At 72.6% G+C, this 14,627-nt stretch carries 16 protein-coding genes and 1 pseudogene; 15 read left to right on the top strand and 2 right to left on the bottom strand.

All coding sequences use genetic code 11. The features are described 5' to 3' along the window. Positions 1 to 117 precede the first annotated feature (117 nt). From AB0K34_RS27225 to AB0K34_RS27185, 9 genes are all read left to right on the top strand, one after another. Entirely contained in the window at positions 118 to 1,002 is an 885-nt protein-coding gene (locus AB0K34_RS27225; RefSeq protein ID WP_138635329.1) for a sugar phosphate isomerase/epimerase, read from the top strand. Continuing rightward, a complete protein-coding gene (locus tag AB0K34_RS27220; RefSeq protein ID WP_138635330.1) occupies positions 999 to 1,595 on the top strand; it encodes a TetR family transcriptional regulator in 597 nt (198 codons plus the stop codon). The genes AB0K34_RS27225 and AB0K34_RS27220 overlap by 4 nt, the downstream gene beginning before the upstream one ends. A gap of 190 nt (positions 1,596 to 1,785) precedes the next feature. Then, entirely contained in the window at positions 1,786 to 2,535 is a 750-nt protein-coding gene (locus AB0K34_RS27215) for an ABC transporter ATP-binding protein (RefSeq protein WP_138635331.1), read from the top strand. Then, positions 2,532 to 3,266, top strand: coding sequence for an ABC transporter permease (locus AB0K34_RS27210; RefSeq protein WP_138635332.1), 735 nt, complete (start codon positions 2,532 to 2,534; stop codon positions 3,264 to 3,266). Before AB0K34_RS27215 ends, AB0K34_RS27210 begins: the two co-directional genes overlap by 4 nt. A gap of 109 nt (positions 3,267 to 3,375) precedes the next feature. Continuing rightward, the gene (locus tag AB0K34_RS27205; protein ID WP_138635333.1) at positions 3,376 to 4,530 is read left to right on the top strand and encodes an LCP family protein; all 1,155 of its coding nucleotides are present in this window, start codon (positions 3,376 to 3,378) and stop codon (positions 4,528 to 4,530) included. A gap of 65 nt (positions 4,531 to 4,595) precedes the next feature. After that, entirely contained in the window at positions 4,596 to 5,516 is a 921-nt protein-coding gene (locus AB0K34_RS27200) for a proline dehydrogenase family protein (protein ID WP_364551695.1), read from the top strand. 90 nt (positions 5,517 to 5,606) lie between these two features. Further along, the gene (gene proC, locus AB0K34_RS27195) at positions 5,607 to 6,401 is read left to right on the top strand and encodes a pyrroline-5-carboxylate reductase (protein WP_138635335.1); all 795 of its coding nucleotides are present in this window, start codon (positions 5,607 to 5,609) and stop codon (positions 6,399 to 6,401) included. Between the two features lie 94 nt (positions 6,402 to 6,495). Continuing rightward, on the top strand, positions 6,496 to 6,930 hold the full coding sequence (locus tag AB0K34_RS27190) for a hypothetical protein (RefSeq protein WP_364551693.1): 435 nt from the start codon (positions 6,496 to 6,498) through the stop codon (positions 6,928 to 6,930). A 98-nt stretch (positions 6,931 to 7,028) separates the two neighbouring features. Next, complete coding sequence (locus AB0K34_RS27185; protein ID WP_364551691.1) at positions 7,029 to 7,190, top strand: hypothetical protein; 162 nt, start codon at positions 7,029 to 7,031, stop codon at positions 7,188 to 7,190. On the opposite strand, the gene AB0K34_RS27180 is transcribed toward AB0K34_RS27185, so the two are convergent. Then, positions 7,187 to 8,170 carry an alpha/beta hydrolase gene (locus AB0K34_RS27180; protein ID WP_138635337.1) on the bottom strand — a complete coding sequence of 328 codons (984 nt, stop codon included), beginning with the start codon at positions 8,168 to 8,170 and terminating at the stop codon, positions 7,187 to 7,189. The two genes, AB0K34_RS27185 and AB0K34_RS27180, sit on opposite strands and share 4 nt — an antisense overlap. A 162-nt stretch (positions 8,171 to 8,332) precedes the next feature. Here AB0K34_RS27180 and AB0K34_RS27175 point away from each other — a divergent pair, with 162 nt between their 5' ends. The 6 genes from AB0K34_RS27175 to AB0K34_RS27150 all read left to right on the top strand — a co-directional run bounded on the left by AB0K34_RS27175 (position 8,333) and on the right by AB0K34_RS27150 (position 13,696). Then, positions 8,333 to 9,547, top strand: a complete 1,215-nt coding sequence (locus AB0K34_RS27175; protein ID WP_364551689.1) for an acetoin utilization protein AcuC — start codon at positions 8,333 to 8,335, stop codon at positions 9,545 to 9,547. A gap of 11 nt (positions 9,548 to 9,558) precedes the next feature. Continuing rightward, positions 9,559 to 10,416, top strand: a complete 858-nt coding sequence (locus AB0K34_RS27170; RefSeq protein ID WP_138635339.1) for a phosphatase — start codon at positions 9,559 to 9,561, stop codon at positions 10,414 to 10,416. 350 nt (positions 10,417 to 10,766) lie between these two features. Then, positions 10,767 to 10,970 carry a helix-turn-helix domain-containing protein gene (locus tag AB0K34_RS27165; protein WP_021591693.1) on the top strand — a complete coding sequence of 68 codons (204 nt, stop codon included), beginning with the start codon at positions 10,767 to 10,769 and terminating at the stop codon, positions 10,968 to 10,970. A gap of 596 nt (positions 10,971 to 11,566) precedes the next feature. Next, positions 11,567 to 11,665 (top strand): AURKAIP1/COX24 domain-containing protein, encoded by a 99-nt coding sequence (locus tag AB0K34_RS27160; RefSeq protein WP_018654693.1) that lies wholly within the window; start codon positions 11,567 to 11,569, stop codon positions 11,663 to 11,665. 47 nt (positions 11,666 to 11,712) lie between these two features. Further along, the gene (locus tag AB0K34_RS27155; protein WP_138635340.1) at positions 11,713 to 12,708 is read left to right on the top strand and encodes an NAD-dependent epimerase/dehydratase family protein; all 996 of its coding nucleotides are present in this window, start codon (positions 11,713 to 11,715) and stop codon (positions 12,706 to 12,708) included. A gap of 13 nt (positions 12,709 to 12,721) precedes the next feature. Further along, positions 12,722 to 13,696: a lysophospholipid acyltransferase family protein gene (locus AB0K34_RS27150; RefSeq protein WP_356948783.1), complete on the top strand. Its 975-nt coding sequence runs from the start codon at positions 12,722 to 12,724 to the stop codon at positions 13,694 to 13,696. Between the two features lie 31 nt (positions 13,697 to 13,727). On the opposite strand, the pseudogene AB0K34_RS27145 reads toward AB0K34_RS27150, so the two are convergent. Then, positions 13,728 to 14,576 (bottom strand): annotated as a pseudogene (locus AB0K34_RS27145) (RNA polymerase sigma-70 factor); the annotation flags it as partial. Positions 14,577 to 14,627 lie beyond the last annotated feature (51 nt).

Here is a 14,627-nt window from a genome sequence, read left to right as displayed (position 1 = left end):
CGCGGCGACGCGTCCAGGATCACTCCGGCCGGTTGTTTCATCGGCGGCGCCGCCGCATAGGCTTTGCCTTGCGAACCTGATGAACATCGTCGAGCGATCATTCCTGGCGAGGAAGCCTTGACCCCGCAGCACAACGGCGTCAGTACACCGGCTCTTCGGGTACCGGACGCGCCGATCACGCTCTCCACCGCGTCGGTCTACCCGGAGAAGGTACCGAGCGCGTTCGAGATCGCCGCGCTGCTGGGCTACGACGGCATCGAGGTCATGGTCTCCACGGACGCCTCCTCCCAGGACCTGAACGTCCTGCGCCGGCTGTCCGACTACCACCAGGTGCCGATCAAGTCGATCCACGCGCCCTGCCTGCTGCTGACCCAGCGGGTGTGGGGGCGCGAGCCCTGGGGCAAGCTCGTCCGCTCCAAGGAGGTCGCCGAGGAGCTGGGCGCGGAGGTCGTCGTCGTCCACCCGCCGTTCCGCTGGCAGCGCGACTACGCCAAGGAGTTCGTCGAGGGCCTCGCCCGCATGCAGGACGAGACGGACGTCCTGTTCGCGGTGGAGAACATGTTCCCGCTCAAGGCGCGCGGCGCCGAGGCCGGCATGTACCTGCCCGACTGGAACCCCGTCGACCAGGACTACCCGTACGTCACTCTCGACCTGTCCCACACCGCCGTGTCGGGGTCGGACGCCATCGACATGGCCGGCAGCCTGGGCGACCGCCTGCGGCACATCCACCTCGCCGACGGCGTGGGCATCACGAACAAGGACGAGCATCTCGTCCCGGGGCGGGGCAACCAGCCGTGCGGGCCGATGCTGGAGAACCTCGCCGAGGGCGGTTTCCGTGGGCACGTCGTCCTCGAAGTGAACACGCGGCGCGCGTCCAGCCGGGTCGAGCGGATGGAGGACCTCGCCGAGGCCCTGGCGTTCGCCCGGCTGCACCTGGCCGCCTCCGCGCACACCTGGGAGGTCACGCCGGCCGGGGAGATCACCCGCCGGGGCGTGCGGTGACGGAGGCCGCGCGGCGCGGCGGCCGGGGCCCCGGGCGGCGCCCCGGCCCGACCGAGACGCGGGAGAAGATCCTCGCCGAGGCCCGCGAGCTGTTCGCCGAGAAGGGCTACGACGGCGCCTCGCTGCGCGCGATCGCCCGCGCCGCCGGGGTGGACCCCGCGCTCGTCCACCACTTCTTCGGCAACAAGGAGGGCGTGTTCATCGAGGCGATGCGCTTCCCGGTGGACCCGTCCGTCATCCTGCCGCGCATCATGGCGTCCCCCCGCGACCGGCTCGGCGAGACGATGGTCCGCATCTTCCTGGACGTGTGGGGCGACGACGAGCGCCGAGCGCCGATGCTGGCGATGCTGCGCTCGGCGATGACGAACGAGCGCGCGGCGGCGCTGGCGCGCGAGTTCGTCACGGTCGCCCTGTTCGGGCGCGCCAAGCAGGCCACCCAGGCGCCGCCGCTCGGCATCCAGGCGGCGGCCGGGCAGATGATCGGCCTGATGATCCTGCGCTACGTGCTGCGCATCGAGCCGATGGCCTCCGCCACGGAGGACGAGCTGATCGCCCTGGTCGCCCCGACCCTCCAGCGCTACCTGACCACCTGACCGGCCGCCTCCGCGCTTCCCGCTAGCCTCCGCGCTTCCCCTGGCCTGCGCGTTTCTCCCGGCCTCTGCGTTCCCTTCGGGCCTGCGCGCTTCCGCCTCGGCGTTCCCTCGCCTTCGCCTTCCCTTCGGCCGGCCCGTCCTTTCGCCGTACGTCTTGACCGGGGGACGGTCGCGCGCCTAAATTCAACACATGATGAGTTTCAGCCCGGAGGGCGCGGCCGAGCCGGCGGTGCGGGTGCGGGACCTGCGGGTCGTGCGCGGCGGCCGGGAGGTGCTGCACGGGCTCTCCTTCGACATCCCGCGCGGCTCGATCGTGGGCCTGCTCGGCCCGAGCGGCTGCGGGAAGACCACGCTGATCCGGACGCTCGTCGGCGTCCAGATCGTGGCGGGCGGCACCGTGACCGTGCTCGGCGAGCCCGCCGGGTCGGCGGGGCTGCGGCACCGCGTCGGGTACGCCACGCAGTCGCCCGCCGTGTACGCCGACCTGACCGTCGCCGAGAACCTGCGCTACTTCGCGTCCGTCCTGCGCGCGCCGCGCTCGGACGTCGACCGCGTCATCGACGAGGTGGGGCTCGGCCGGAGCCGCGACCAGACGGCGGGGACGCTGTCCGGCGGGCAGCTCAGCCGCACCAACCTCGCCGTGGCGCTGCTCGGGTCGCCGGAGCTCGTCGTCCTGGACGAGCCGACCGTCGGCCTCGACCCGGTGCTGCGGCAGGAGCTGTGGGAGCTGTTCCGGGAGCTGGCCGACCGCGGCGCGACCCTCGTGGTGTCCAGCCACGTGATGGACGAGGCGGGCCGCACCGACCGGCTGCTGCTGATGCGCGAGGGCGTCGTCCTCGCCGACGGCACCCCGGACGGGCTGCGCGCCCGCACCGGCGCGCCCGACCTCGAGGCGGCGTTCCTGCATCTGATCACCGAGAAGGCCGGGAGTCCGACATGAGCACGGCGATCACCCTCGCCACGACGCGGCGCATCCTGGCGCAGCTCAAGCACGACCACCGCACGCTCGCGCTGCTGATCGGCGTGCCGACGCTGCTGATGATCCTGCTGCGGTACGTGTTCGACCAGCCGATGGTCTTCGACCGGATCGGCCCGATGCTGCTCGGGCTGTTCCCGTTCACCGTCATGTTCGTCGTCGCGAGCGTCGCCACCCTCCGGGAGCGGACGAGCGGCACCCTCGAACGGCTGATGACCATGCCGCTCGGCAAGCTGGACCTGCTGCTCGGCTACGCGCTCGCGTTCGGGCTGATCGCGCTGGTGCAGGTCGCGGTGGTGCTCGCGATCTCGCTGACCTGGCTCGGCCTCGACCTGAGCGGCTCGCTCGGCTCGCTGGTGCTCGTCTCCCTGCTGGACGCGCTGCTCGGCATGGCGCTCGGCCTGTTCGCCAGCGCGTTCGCGCGGACCGAGTTCCAGGCCGTGCAGTTCATGCCCGCGTTCGTGCTGCCGCAGACGCTGCTGTGCGGGCTGATCGTCCCGCGCGAGGACATGGCGTCCTGGCTCCGGGCCATCGCGGACGTCCTGCCGCTGTCGTACGCGGTGGAGGGCATGCAGGAGATCAGCGCCCGCCCCGACTTCACCGGCACCCTGGGCGTGGACGTGGCCGTCATCGCGGCCTTCACGGTCGCCGCCCTGGTCCTGGGCGCCGTCACGCTCCGCCGCCGCACGGCCTAGCGCCCGGCGCCGCACGACCCCCCGCGCCGCCCCACCTGGTCCAGCCTCAACCGGACAGGTGGGGCAAAGTGGTCTATCCCCGGTCGATCCTGCTGATAGCTTCTGCGCCATGACCGCGCCAGAACATCCCGGGTCGCACGGGCCCCACGCAGCGCCGCCCGCGCCGCGGGGCGAGGGTGCGCCGCCGCAGGCGGGCAAGGGCGAGAGCGACGACGCGTTCTGGGCCGGCCAGGACGGCACGGAGCGCAAGCGCAAGCGGCGGTGGCCGCGCGTCCTGATCGCCGTGGGCGTGTTCTTCGCGCTGCTGGCGGCCGGGATCGCCGGCCTCGCATGGCAGCGCCAGTCGTCCTACCTCGGCAACATCGACCGGGCCAAGGGCGTCATGCCGGGCGAGGGCGCGAACCGGCCGGGGCCGAACGTGGAGGGCACCGAGAACTGGCTGCTCGTCGGGTCCGACTCCCGCGAGGAGGGCGCCACGACGGGGGAGGGCGGCGACGTCTGGAAGCCGGGGCAGCAGCGCACTGACACGATCATGCTGCTGCACCTGCCGGCGGACCGGAAGAAGGCGTACATCGTCTCGTTCCCGCGCGACTCGTGGGTCGAGATCCCCGGCTACGGCAAGCAGAAGATCAACGCGGCGTTCTCGTACGGCGGGCCGAAGCTGCTGATCGAGACGATGGAGAGCCTCACCGGGATCCGGATCGACCACTACGGCGCGATCGACTTCGAGGGCTTCAAGACGATGACGGACGCGCTCGGCGGCGTCACCGTCAACATCAAGCAGAAGGTGTACGACCCGGCCCGCAAGAAGGCGTGGGAGGCGGGCCCGCAGAAGCTGAACGGCGAGGAGGCGCTGCTGTTCGTCCGGCAGCGCTACAACCTGCCGAACGGCGACTTCGACCGGATCAAGCGGCAGCAGGCGTTCCTCGGCGCCCTCGCCAGGCAGGCCACCGACCGCGGCACGCTCACCAACCCCCTCAAGATGGACCGGTTCCTGTCCGCGCTCACCAAGTCGATCAGCGTGGACGAGGGCGTGTCGGGCGGCCACCTGCGGTCGCTGGTGCTGAGCATGCGGAACGTCCGGGCGTCGGACGTGAAGTTCATGACGCTGCCGTTCAAGGGCACCGGGACGCGCGCCAAGCAGAGCGTCGTGCTGCTGGACGGGGCCAAGTCGAAGCAGCTGTTCGAAGCGGTCAAGACCGCTCGCATGGCCGATTACGTGCGGCAGCACGGGGGCGGGAACAACCTCGGCACCGTGTCGTGATCGCCGGGCGGCCGCGGGCTTAACCTGGGACGCGGGGGCACGGACGAGAACCGGGGGTGCGCAGAGTGCTTCGTCAGGCGTTGCTCGCCGCGTCGCGCAGTGGCGGCGCGCGCAGGGTGGTGGAGACCGCGCCGTTCACCGGCGACGTCGTCCGGCGCTTCATCGCGGGCGAGACGATCGAGGACGCGGCGCGCGTCACCGAGCGGCTGACCGGCGAGGGCCTGCTCGTCACCCTGGACGTCCTGGGGGAGTACACGCACGACAAGGGCCGCGCCGAGGTGAACGTCCAGCGCTACGTCGATCTGCTGGAACGGCTGGGCGACGCGGCTCTCGGTGTACGTGCCGAGGTGTCGCTGAAGCTGTCCGCCGTCGGGCAGACCCTTGACGAAGACCTTGCCTTGGAGAACGCCAGGCGTGTCTGCGCGGCCGCAAAGGACGCCGGTACGACGGTGACGCTCGACATGGAAGAGCACACCACCGTCGACTCGACTCTCCGGATCGTCCATGAACTGCGGCGCGACTTCCCGGACGTGGGCGCCGTCATCCAGTCGTACCTGCGGCGGGCAGAGGAGCACTGTGCGGAACTGGCCTACGAGGGGTCGCGCGTAAGGCTGTGCAAGGGCGCGTACGCGGCCCCTGCGGCGGTGGCCTTCACCGACAAGGAAGAGATCGACAAGTCGTACGTCCGCTGTATGAAGGTCTTGATGGCGGGCAAGGGCTACCCGATGCTCGCCAGCCACGACCCCCGGCTCATCGAGATCGCCGAGGCGCTGTCGGTACTGCACGACCGCGACCCGGGCACGTTCGAGTACCAGATGCTCTACGGCGTGCGCTCGCAGGAGCAGCGCCGGTTGGCCGCGCAGGGCGCGCAGGTGCGCGTGTACGTCGCCTACGGGCCCGAGTGGTACGAGTACTTCATGCGCCGCCTGGCGGAACGTCCCGCCAACCTCCGCCTCTTCGTGCGGTCCTTCACCCGGCGGTCCTGACCCGGCTCGCCGGGCGGTCCTGACCGGTCCGCGGCGCGGGCGCGCCGCTAGGCTGGACCGGTCGTTACGTCCCCACGTCAAGGTTTGCCGATGATCGCGATTCTGGGTGCCGGGAAGATGGGCGAGGCGCTGCTGTCCGGGGTGCTCCGGGCCGGCCGCCGCCCGTCCGAGCTGATGGCGACCGCGCGCCGGGAGGAGCGCGGCGCGCTGCTGCGCGAGCGCTACGGCGTGGCGGTCGTGCCGAACGCGGAGGCGGCCGCGACGGCGGAGACGCTGATCCTCGCGGTGAAGCCGCAGGACATGGGTGCCCTGCTGGAGGAGATCGGCGGGCACGTCCCGGCCGGCCGGCTGGTGATCTCGATGGCGGCGGGCATCACCACCGGGTTCATCGAGGCCCGGCTGCCGGAGGGCGTCCCGGTCGTCCGGGTCATGTCGAACACGCCGGTGCACGTGGACGAGGCGATGAGCGTGATCTCGCCCGGCTCGCACGCGGCGGAGGAGCACCTGAAGCTGGCCGAGGAGTTGCTGTCCCCGGTCGGGAAGGTGCTGCGCATCCCCGAGTCGCTGCAGGACGGCGCGACGGCCCTGTCCGGCAGCGGCCCCGCCTACTTCTACTACCTGGTCGAGGCGATGGTGGACGCCGGCATCCTGCTCGGCATGCCGCGCGCCGCCGCGCTGGAGATGGTGATCCAGTCGGCGGTCGGCGCGGCGGTGATGCTGCGCGACTCCGGCGAGCACCCGGTGCTGCTGCGCGAGGCGGTCACCTCCCCGGGCGGGACGACGATCTCGGCGATCCGGGAGCTGGAGCGGCACGGCGTCCGCGCCGCGGTGCTGGAGGCCATCGAGGCGGCCCGCAACCGGGGCCGCGAGCTCGCGAGCGGCTGAGGACGGCCGCCTCCGGGCCCCTTCGGCGGCTTTCTCATGGAAAGTTCATCTTTGAACATTGAGCCGGCGGCGGGGGTGCGCTCGTGTTAGGGGTATGGGACTCCTACTCCGCCTGATCGTCGCCGCCGGGCTGGCGGCCGACGCCGTCGTGCACTGGATGTTCGCGCCCGACATGGCCTACGTCGAGGGCGGGTCCCTCGGCGGCGACGACCTCTTCCGGATCCAGGCGGCGGTCGCCGCCGTGGCCGCCGTCATCGTCCTCACCTACGCGTCCCGCTGGGCGTACGCATTGGCGTTCCTCGTCGCGGCGAGCGCGGCCGGCGCCGTCGTCCTCTACTACTACGTCGACCTCGGGCCGGTCGGCCCGCTGCCCGACATGCACGAGCCCGTCTGGTACCTCGACAAGACGATCAGTCTGGTGGGGGAGGCGGGCGCCGCGCTCGCCGCGCTGGCCGGGTTCTTCGTGGCGGGCGGCCGGCGCCGGCCGGAGGAGGAGGCCCTGGAGCGCGAGTCCGCGGGCCGCCTCTAGCCGGGCCGCCCCGGACGATCAAGATCGTCGTTTCCGCCGCGACGCCGCCCCCGCCCGGTTACCCTCCAATTGATCTTGGAACTCGGGGGAGGAACAGGATGGAACAGCGGCGCGAACGTCCGGCCGGGACGCCGATCCCGGCGTTCGCCCTGCACAGGGCCCTGCTGAAGGCGCGTGTCCCGCGCTTCATGGCCGACCACGCGGCGGCGCTCCTCGCCGGGCTCACCCGGCGCGGCGGCCGGCGGGACGGCCGCGACTAGGCGGCCTTGGTGCGGCCCTTCGACCGGCCGGTGACGGACTGGATGAAGCGGGCCGCGTCGGTCATCGCCTCGCCGGCCTCGGGCAGGACGCGGTTCAGGATCTGGAAGACGTGCATCTGGCCGTTCCAGACCTGGAGTTCGCAGTCCCCGCCGGCGTTGCGCAGGGCGTCGGCGAACGCCTCGGCCTCGGTGCGCAGCACCTCGGCGCCGCCGACCTGGATGAGGACGGGCGGCATGTCGGTCCAGGCGCAGGTGAGCAGGGCGAGCCGCGGGTCGTCGAAGCCGGCCGGGCCCACCACGAGCCGCGCGATCCGGCGCGCCGACGCGGCGCTGATGTAGGGGTCGCGGGCGCGCTCCTGCGCCTGGATGGACAGCTCGCAGGTCAGGTCCACCCAGGGCGAGAACAGTGCGATGCCGGCGGGGTTCGGCAGGTCGAGCCGGCAGATCTCCCCGGCGAGCACGGCGGCGAGGTGGCCGCCGGCCGAGTCGCCCGCGATGACGATGCGGGACGCGGGCACGCCCCGCGCGAGCAGCCACCGGTAGGCGGCGACGGCGTCCTCCAGCGGCGCCGGGAACGGATGCTCGGGGGCCAGCCGGTACCGCAGCGCGAGGACGGGCAGCCCGGTGTCGTGCGCGAGCCGCGACGTCATCGGCCGGTGGGTGCGCGGCGAGCAGGCCACGTAGCCGCCGCCGTGCAGGTAGAGCACGGCTCCGCGGGGCCGCCTGCTCTTCGCGGCGGCGTCCCGAGGGGCGACCCACTCGCCTCTGACCTGGCGCTCCTCGCCGTCCTCGTCCTGCCGCTCGTCCAGTCCCTCGATCCGCACACCGGGGTGGGGCCGCATCAGTAATGACGCGGCGTCCACGGTGGAACGGGCGGTCCGGAGCCCGGTGGTGTGGCCGGGGAGGTACTGCAGGAGAGGCCGGACGCCCAGGCGCAGAGCGCTGCTGATCGCTCGGCTGCGAACGCTCGGGCTGTCCATGGACCCCCCTTTGATGTTTTCGTGTCGTGTGATCGGTATGCCCGTTTTTGGCGGGTAACTCACGTCACAGTGCCGGAACCGGGCCGGGAGCGCCCGGCGGGCGTCCCGGCGGACGGCGGACATGTGAGCCAGGCCACGTGATGCTCGCGATACCGTGAGGTCATGAGCGGTCCCGATTCGTCCCCATCCTCCGATCCCGAGAACTGCGGGCTGGCGGTCTTCTGGGACGAGCGGCTCATCTCCTACGACTTCGGTCCCGGGCACCCCATGAACCCCGTGCGCGTCGAGCTGACGATGGCGCTGGCGCGCGAACTCGGCGTCCTGGACCGTCCCAACGTGCGGGTGTCGCCGTTCGAGGCGGCCGACGACAAGCTGCTGCGGCTCGTCCACGAGGAGTCCTACATCGCGGCGGTCAAGCACGCCGGCGCGACCGGGCTGCCGGACGGGCGGCACGGGCTCGGCACCACCGACAACCCGATCTTCCTCGGCATGCACGACGCGTCCGCCCTGGTCGCGGGCGCCTCGGTCGCCGCCGCCGAGGCCGTGTGGACGGGCGCGGCCGAGCACGGCGCCAACATCTCCGGCGGCCTGCACCACGCGCTCCCCGGCGCCGCCAGCGGCTTCTGCGTCTACAACGACCCGGCGATCGCGATCGCGTGGCTGCTGGAGAACGGCGCCGAGCGCGTCGCCTACGTCGACATCGACGTCCACCACGGCGACGGCGTCCAGGCCGCGTTCTACGACGACCCGCGGGTGCTGACGATCAGCCTGCACGAGTCGCCGCGCACGCTGTTCCCCGGCACCGGCTTCCCGGACGAGACGGGCGCCGAGGGCACGGCCGTCAACATCTCGCTGCCGCCCGGCACCGGCGACCGGCCGTGGCTGCGCGCGTTCGACGCGATCGTCCCGCCGCTGCTGCGCCGGTTCCGGCCCGACGTCCTCGTCACCCAGCAGGGCGCCGACGGGCACGCGCTCGACCCGCTCGCGCACCTGATCCTCAGCGTGGACGGGCAGCGGACGGCCTACGAGCGGCTGCACCGGCTGGCGCACGAGACCGCCGGCGGCCGCTGGGTGCTCACCGGTGGCGGCGGCTACGAGCTGGTCCAGGTCGTCCCGCGCGCGTGGACGCACCTGCTCGCCGAGGCGGCGGGCGGGCGGATCCCGCCGGACACCGCGACCCCGGAGACGTGGCGCGACTTCGTCCGGCTGCGGACCGACGAGATAGCCCCGCGCCGGATGACGGACGGGACCGACGTGGTGGAGTACGGCAGGTGGGGGGACGGCTACGACCCGGCGAACCCGGTCGACCAGGCGATCCTGGCGACGCGGCGGGCGGTCTTCCCCGAGCACGGCCTCGACCCGATGACCGACGAGTGAGGCCGAGGACCATGGAGACGGCACCGAGCCGGGGCGAGCTGCGCGCCCATCTCGTCCGGACGATGATCGCCGGCGAGGTGGCGACGCCGCGCCAGAACAACCTGCTGCACTACCGGCGGATGGCCGCCGGGAACCCGTACTACCAGTTCGGCCTGGAGCTGAAGCCGTCGTGGACGGAGCGGACCGTGCTGGAGATGATGGTCGAGCGCTGCGGCGTCGACCCGGACCCGGCGCACCTGTTCGGGGACGACACCATCGATCCCGACATCACGATCGACATGCTGGAGGCGATGGGCGAGCGCATCGGCCTCGCCGCCCGCCGGCGGGAGAACGTGGTCGTCGCGACGGGCCATCCGGCGACGCTGACGCCGCTGTACCAGGCGGTCGCGCGGGCGCTGGCGGCGGCGGGCTGCCGGGTGCTGACGCCCGCGGCCGGCTGGACGTACGAGATCGAGACCGGGTACGGCGGCTCGGACCTGCGCCGCATCGTGTACGCCGAACCGGGCGTCGCGATGCTGGAGGGCGACGACCGGCGGACGCACCACACGCACGACCCGCACCCGATGGAGGCCATGCTCCGGGAGCTCTCCTCCGGGGCCGCCACTAGCGCTTCCGCGGGTCCTGCGGAAGCTAAACCTGATATCTGGCCGGATCTGGCCATCGCCGATCACGGCTGGGCCGGCGCCGCCGGCCAGGCGGGCATCGACACCGTGGGGTTCGCGGACTGTAACGACCCGGCGCTGTTCGCCGGCGCCGCCGAGGGCAAGATCGACGTGGTCGTGCCGCTCGACGACGGCGTCTCCCCGCACCACTACGCGCCGCTGACCGCCTACATCCTTGATCGCGCCGGCCTTCTCCCGCCGGCCTGAGTCCCCTTACCAGCGGGCTGGACGGAGCTGGCGCCCGCTTCACCTGTCACGCGGTGTGACAGGGCGGCCGTAGCGGGGCGCATGGGCTTGCGCGGCGCCATCGGTGACTGCGGAACCGCAGGTCAAAGCGTGGTCCTGGTTGACAACCGTTCGTCGTGACACGGTCAGTGCCGTCGCGTCCACGCTGCGTGCGGGAGCAGCACTGTCACCCGGCGGTCAGGTCGGGGACGGAAATGTGCGGAACTCCCCTCTTGCGACTCCCGATACGCGATTTACGCTGGAGAAGTACACGTGCGTGATCAAAGTCACCCGAAGGGCCGGTGCGCGGCACGTGTGGAAGAGGGCGTCCGATGACCTCAGGCGAGCGACCTCTGAGCGAGGTCAGGTTCCTGACCGTGGCCGAAGTGGCGGCGGTGATGCGGGTGTCCAAGATGACCGTCTACCGCCTCGTCCACTCGGGCGAGCTTCCCGCGATCCGCGTGGGCCGCTCGTTCCGGGTTCCCGAGCAGGCCGTCCACGACTACCTGCGCGACGCGTACATCGAAGCCGGATAGCGGGTAAGGGCGGGGCATGAGCCACGACCCCGCCGCGAACTCGACACCCGGCCGCGCAGGGGGCGTCGGGGCGATCCTCGCGGATCGTCCCGGAGCTGGGGAAGCAGGACGAGGACCGGCCGGCGGCCGCACCGCGGCCACCGGAGCCGGCGTCCGGGGAACGGGGGCGAGCGGCCCCCGCGCTCCGCGATCCGGCGAGACGGTCCGGACACCGAGCGGGACGGGCGGCAGGTCCGCCCGCCCCGGCGGAACGGTGCCCGGCGCCGTGCGACGCGCGGTGCCGGACGCCGCGGTCGCCGCGCCACGCACGCGACACGTCCGCGACGTGCCGTGCGTCCGACACATGCCATGCGTTCGACACGTGCCATGCGTTCGACACGTGCCATGTGTGCGGGAGAACGGGGCGCCGGCGTGCGCCGCGGCGGGGCCGGCGGGACCGGTCCCGGGCATCGCGGCCCGCGCCGCGGGTGGGGTGCGGCATGATCTCCATCTGTTCGGCGGTACCCTTGGGCGGCGGACCGTGCGCGCTCACCGAGCCATGCTCGCTTGCGGCGCGGTCGCCTCCTGCACAATCCCGATACGCCGAGCGAGGTCCCGTGGGCTCTGTCATCAAGAAGCGTCGCAAGCGCATGGCGAAGAAGAAGCACCGCAAGCTGCTGAAGAAGACGCGCATCCAGCGCCGCAACAAGAAGTGATCACACCGGCAGCTCAGCCGTAAGGGGTGGGGCGCACAGTGTCCTCCATGCCCACCGCCGCGGCCCGTGTCGTCCTCGTCACGGGCGTGTCCCGTTTCCTGGGGGCGCGGGTCGCGAACGCGCTCCAGGCGGACCCGGGCATCGAGCGCGTCATCGGCGTGGACACGGTGCCGCCCACCGAGGGCCTCGGGCGCACCGAGTTCGTCCGCGTGGACATCCGCACGCCCGGCATCGCGAAGATCATCGCGTCCGCCGGGGTGGACACCGTGGTGCACCTCAACCTGGTGACCTCCTCCTCCGCCTCCCGGGCGAAGGCCAAAGAGCTCAACATCATCGGCACGATGCAGCTGCTCGCGGCGTGCCAGCGCTCGCCCGACATGCGCAAGCTCGTCGTGCGGTCCTCGGCCGCCGTGTACGGCTCGTCGCCGATGGACCCGGCCGTGTTCACCGAGCGGGACGAGCCCGCCGAGCCGCCGCGGTCCGGCTACGCCAAGGACGCGGTCGAGGTGGAGGGCTACGTCCGCGGGCTGATGCGGCGCCGCTCCGACCTGACCGTGTCGGTGCTGCGGTTCGCGAACTTCCTCGGCCCCGGCGTCGACTCGCCGCTCACCCGGTACCTGCACCTGCCGGTCGTCCCGACCGTGCTCGGGTTCGACCCGCGGCTGCAGTTCGTCCACGAGGACGACGGCGTCGAGGTGCTGCGCCGCATGACCACCGAGGACCACCCCGGCTGCTTCAACGTCGCCGGGGAAGGGGTGCTGCTGCTGTCCCAGGCGCTCCGCCGGGCGGGGCGGCCGTACCTGCCGGTCCCGTCGCCGTCCATCTCGGTGCTCGGCGACATGGGGCGCCGCTTCGCGGGCCTGTCCGGGTTCTCGCCCGAGTTGCTGCGCTGGCTGACCTACGGCCGGGTCATCGACGTCACCGCCCTGGAGACCGAGCTGGCGTGGCGTCCCAAGTACAGCTCCGAGGCCGCGTTCGCCGACTTCGCCGCCGCGCAGGGCCTCGGCCACGGCCGCCTCACGCATCTGCTCGGACGCGCCTGAAAGGGAGGCCCGGATGATGAACGCCCGCCACCTGGACGACGACGACGAGGGCGCGCAGGTCATCCCCCTCGACACCGGCCGCCGCGACACCGGCGACGGGCCGGCGGGCGGGACGGCCGACGGAGCGGCCGGCGGGGCGGACGCCGGCTCCGGCGGGAACCCGCTGGAGCGCGGCATCACGTCCGGGCTGGCGTTCCTGCGCCGCCGGCTCGCCGGCGAGTACGAGGTGGACGAGTTCGGCTTCGACCCCGACTTCAACTCCACCGTCCTGCTGCCGTTCGCGCGCGCCCTGTACGAGCACTGGTTCCGCGTCGAGCTGGTCGGCCTCGACAACGTCCCGGACGGCGGCGCCCTGCTCGTCGCCAACCACTCGGGCACCGTCCCGGTCGACGCGCTGATGCTGTCGGTCGCGCTGCACGACAACGTCGACCGCTGCGTCCGCCTCCTCGGCGCCGACCTCGTCTACCAGATCCCGGTGCTCGGGCACCTGGCCCGCAAGGCGGGGCACACCCTCGCCTGCCAGGCCGACGCGGCGCGCCTCCTCGCCAAGGGCGAGCTCGTCGGCGTCTTCCCGGAGGGCTTCAAGGGCGTCGGCAAGCCGTTCAGCGAGCGGTACAGGCTGCAGCGCTTCGGCCGCGGCGGCTTCGTCGGGACCGCGCTGCGCGCCGGCGTGCCCATCGTGCCCTGCGCCATCGTCGGCGCGGAGGAGACCTACCCCAAGATCGCCGACCTGCGGCCGCTGGCGCGGCTGCTCGGGCTGCCGTACTTCCCGATCACGCCGACGTTCCCGCTGCTCGGGCTCGGCGGGCTCGTCCCGCTGCCGTCCAAGTGGGTGATCCAGTTCGGCCCGCCGATGGCCTTGGACGAGTACGGTCCGGACGCCGCCGACGACCCGATGACGGTCTTCGAGATCACCGACCACGTCCGCGAGAAGATCCAGCACATGCTGTACGAGGCGCTGCTGCACCGCGGCCCCGCGTTCCTCTAGCCAGGGCTCGACCCGAATCAGCCGACCGGGGTCAGCCGGTCGTGAACCCGCGCAGCTTGCCCGGGTTCAGGACCCACAGCAGCCGGTCGACGCCCGCGTCCGACGCGCTGATCGCCAGCAGCGCGAACGGGGTGCCGTCCCGCGACACGAGCGCCGCCGGGCGGCCGTTCGCCTCGACCCACGCGACCGTCGCGCCCGGCCAGAACCGGGGCGCGAACGCCACGACGAACTTCGCGACCCGCGCGCGTCCGGCCACCGGGATCCGCGCGGCGCCGCGCACCGCGCCGCCGCCGTCGCTGTAGCTGACCGCGTCCTCGGCGAGCAGTTCCTCCAGCGCGTCGAGATCGCCGGTGCGGGCCGCCGCGATGAACGCCTCCAGCAGCCGCCGGTGCTCGGTCCGGCTCACCGGGGTGCGGCGCTCCGCCGCGATCCGCCGCCGCGCCCGGCTGGCGAGCTGCCGCGCGTTCGCCTCCGTCACCCGCAGGATCGCCGCGATCTCGGCGAACGGGTAGTCGAACGACTCGCGCAGCACGTACGCCGCCCGCTCCGGCGGGGACAGCCGCTCCAGCATCAGCAGGACGGCCAGCTCCACGTCCGCGGCCTGCTCGGCGCCCGCCTCCGGGCCGCCGCCGGTGTCCACGGGCTCGGGCAGCCACGGGCCCACGTAGTGCTCGTGCCGCTTCCGCGCGGACCGCACCACGTTGATCGCCAGCCGGGTCGCCACCGTCACCAGGAACGCGGCCGGGTCGCGCACGTCCGCGCGCTCCACCGTCTGCCAGCGGAGCCAGGTCTCCTGGACGACGTCCTCCGCCTCGGTGACGCTGCCGAGCATCTGGTACGCGATGCCGAACAGCCGGGGCCGCATCTCCGCGAACACCGACGCGGCGTCGTCGAGCGAATCGTCCGTGGTGGTCCCCTCCGCCGCTCCGGC

Source organism: Actinomadura sp. NPDC049382 (assembly GCF_040677125.1).
Classification (GTDB): Bacteria; Actinomycetota; Actinomycetes; order Streptosporangiales; family Streptosporangiaceae; genus Spirillospora; species Spirillospora geliboluensis.
This window is presented reverse-complemented; position numbering and strand designations above follow the sequence as displayed.

Excerpts from the sequence above, each read along its gene's own strand:
- AB0K34_RS27215 (WP_138635331.1), top strand. The coding sequence starts at position 1,786 with ATGATGAGTTTCAGCCCGGAGGGCGCGGCCGAGCCGGCGGTGCGGGTG.
- AB0K34_RS27210 (WP_138635332.1), top strand. The coding sequence starts at position 2,532 with ATGAGCACGGCGATCACCCTCGCCACGACGCGGCGCATCCTGGCGCAG.
- AB0K34_RS27205 (WP_138635333.1), top strand. The coding sequence starts at position 3,376 with ATGACCGCGCCAGAACATCCCGGGTCGCACGGGCCCCACGCAGCGCCG.
- proC (WP_138635335.1), top strand. The coding sequence starts at position 5,607 with ATGATCGCGATTCTGGGTGCCGGGAAGATGGGCGAGGCGCTGCTGTCC.
- AB0K34_RS27190 (WP_364551693.1), top strand. The coding sequence starts at position 6,496 with ATGGGACTCCTACTCCGCCTGATCGTCGCCGCCGGGCTGGCGGCCGAC.
- AB0K34_RS27185 (WP_364551691.1), top strand. The coding sequence starts at position 7,029 with ATGGAACAGCGGCGCGAACGTCCGGCCGGGACGCCGATCCCGGCGTTC.
- AB0K34_RS27180 (WP_138635337.1), bottom strand. The coding sequence starts at position 8,170 with ATGGACAGCCCGAGCGTTCGCAGCCGAGCGATCAGCAGCGCTCTGCGC.
- AB0K34_RS27175 (WP_364551689.1), top strand. The coding sequence starts at position 8,333 with ATGAGCGGTCCCGATTCGTCCCCATCCTCCGATCCCGAGAACTGCGGG.
- AB0K34_RS27170 (WP_138635339.1), top strand. The coding sequence starts at position 9,559 with ATGGAGACGGCACCGAGCCGGGGCGAGCTGCGCGCCCATCTCGTCCGG.
- AB0K34_RS27165 (WP_021591693.1), top strand. The coding sequence starts at position 10,767 with ATGACCTCAGGCGAGCGACCTCTGAGCGAGGTCAGGTTCCTGACCGTG.
- AB0K34_RS27155 (WP_138635340.1), top strand. The coding sequence starts at position 11,713 with ATGCCCACCGCCGCGGCCCGTGTCGTCCTCGTCACGGGCGTGTCCCGT.
- AB0K34_RS27150 (WP_356948783.1), top strand. The coding sequence starts at position 12,722 with ATGATGAACGCCCGCCACCTGGACGACGACGACGAGGGCGCGCAGGTC.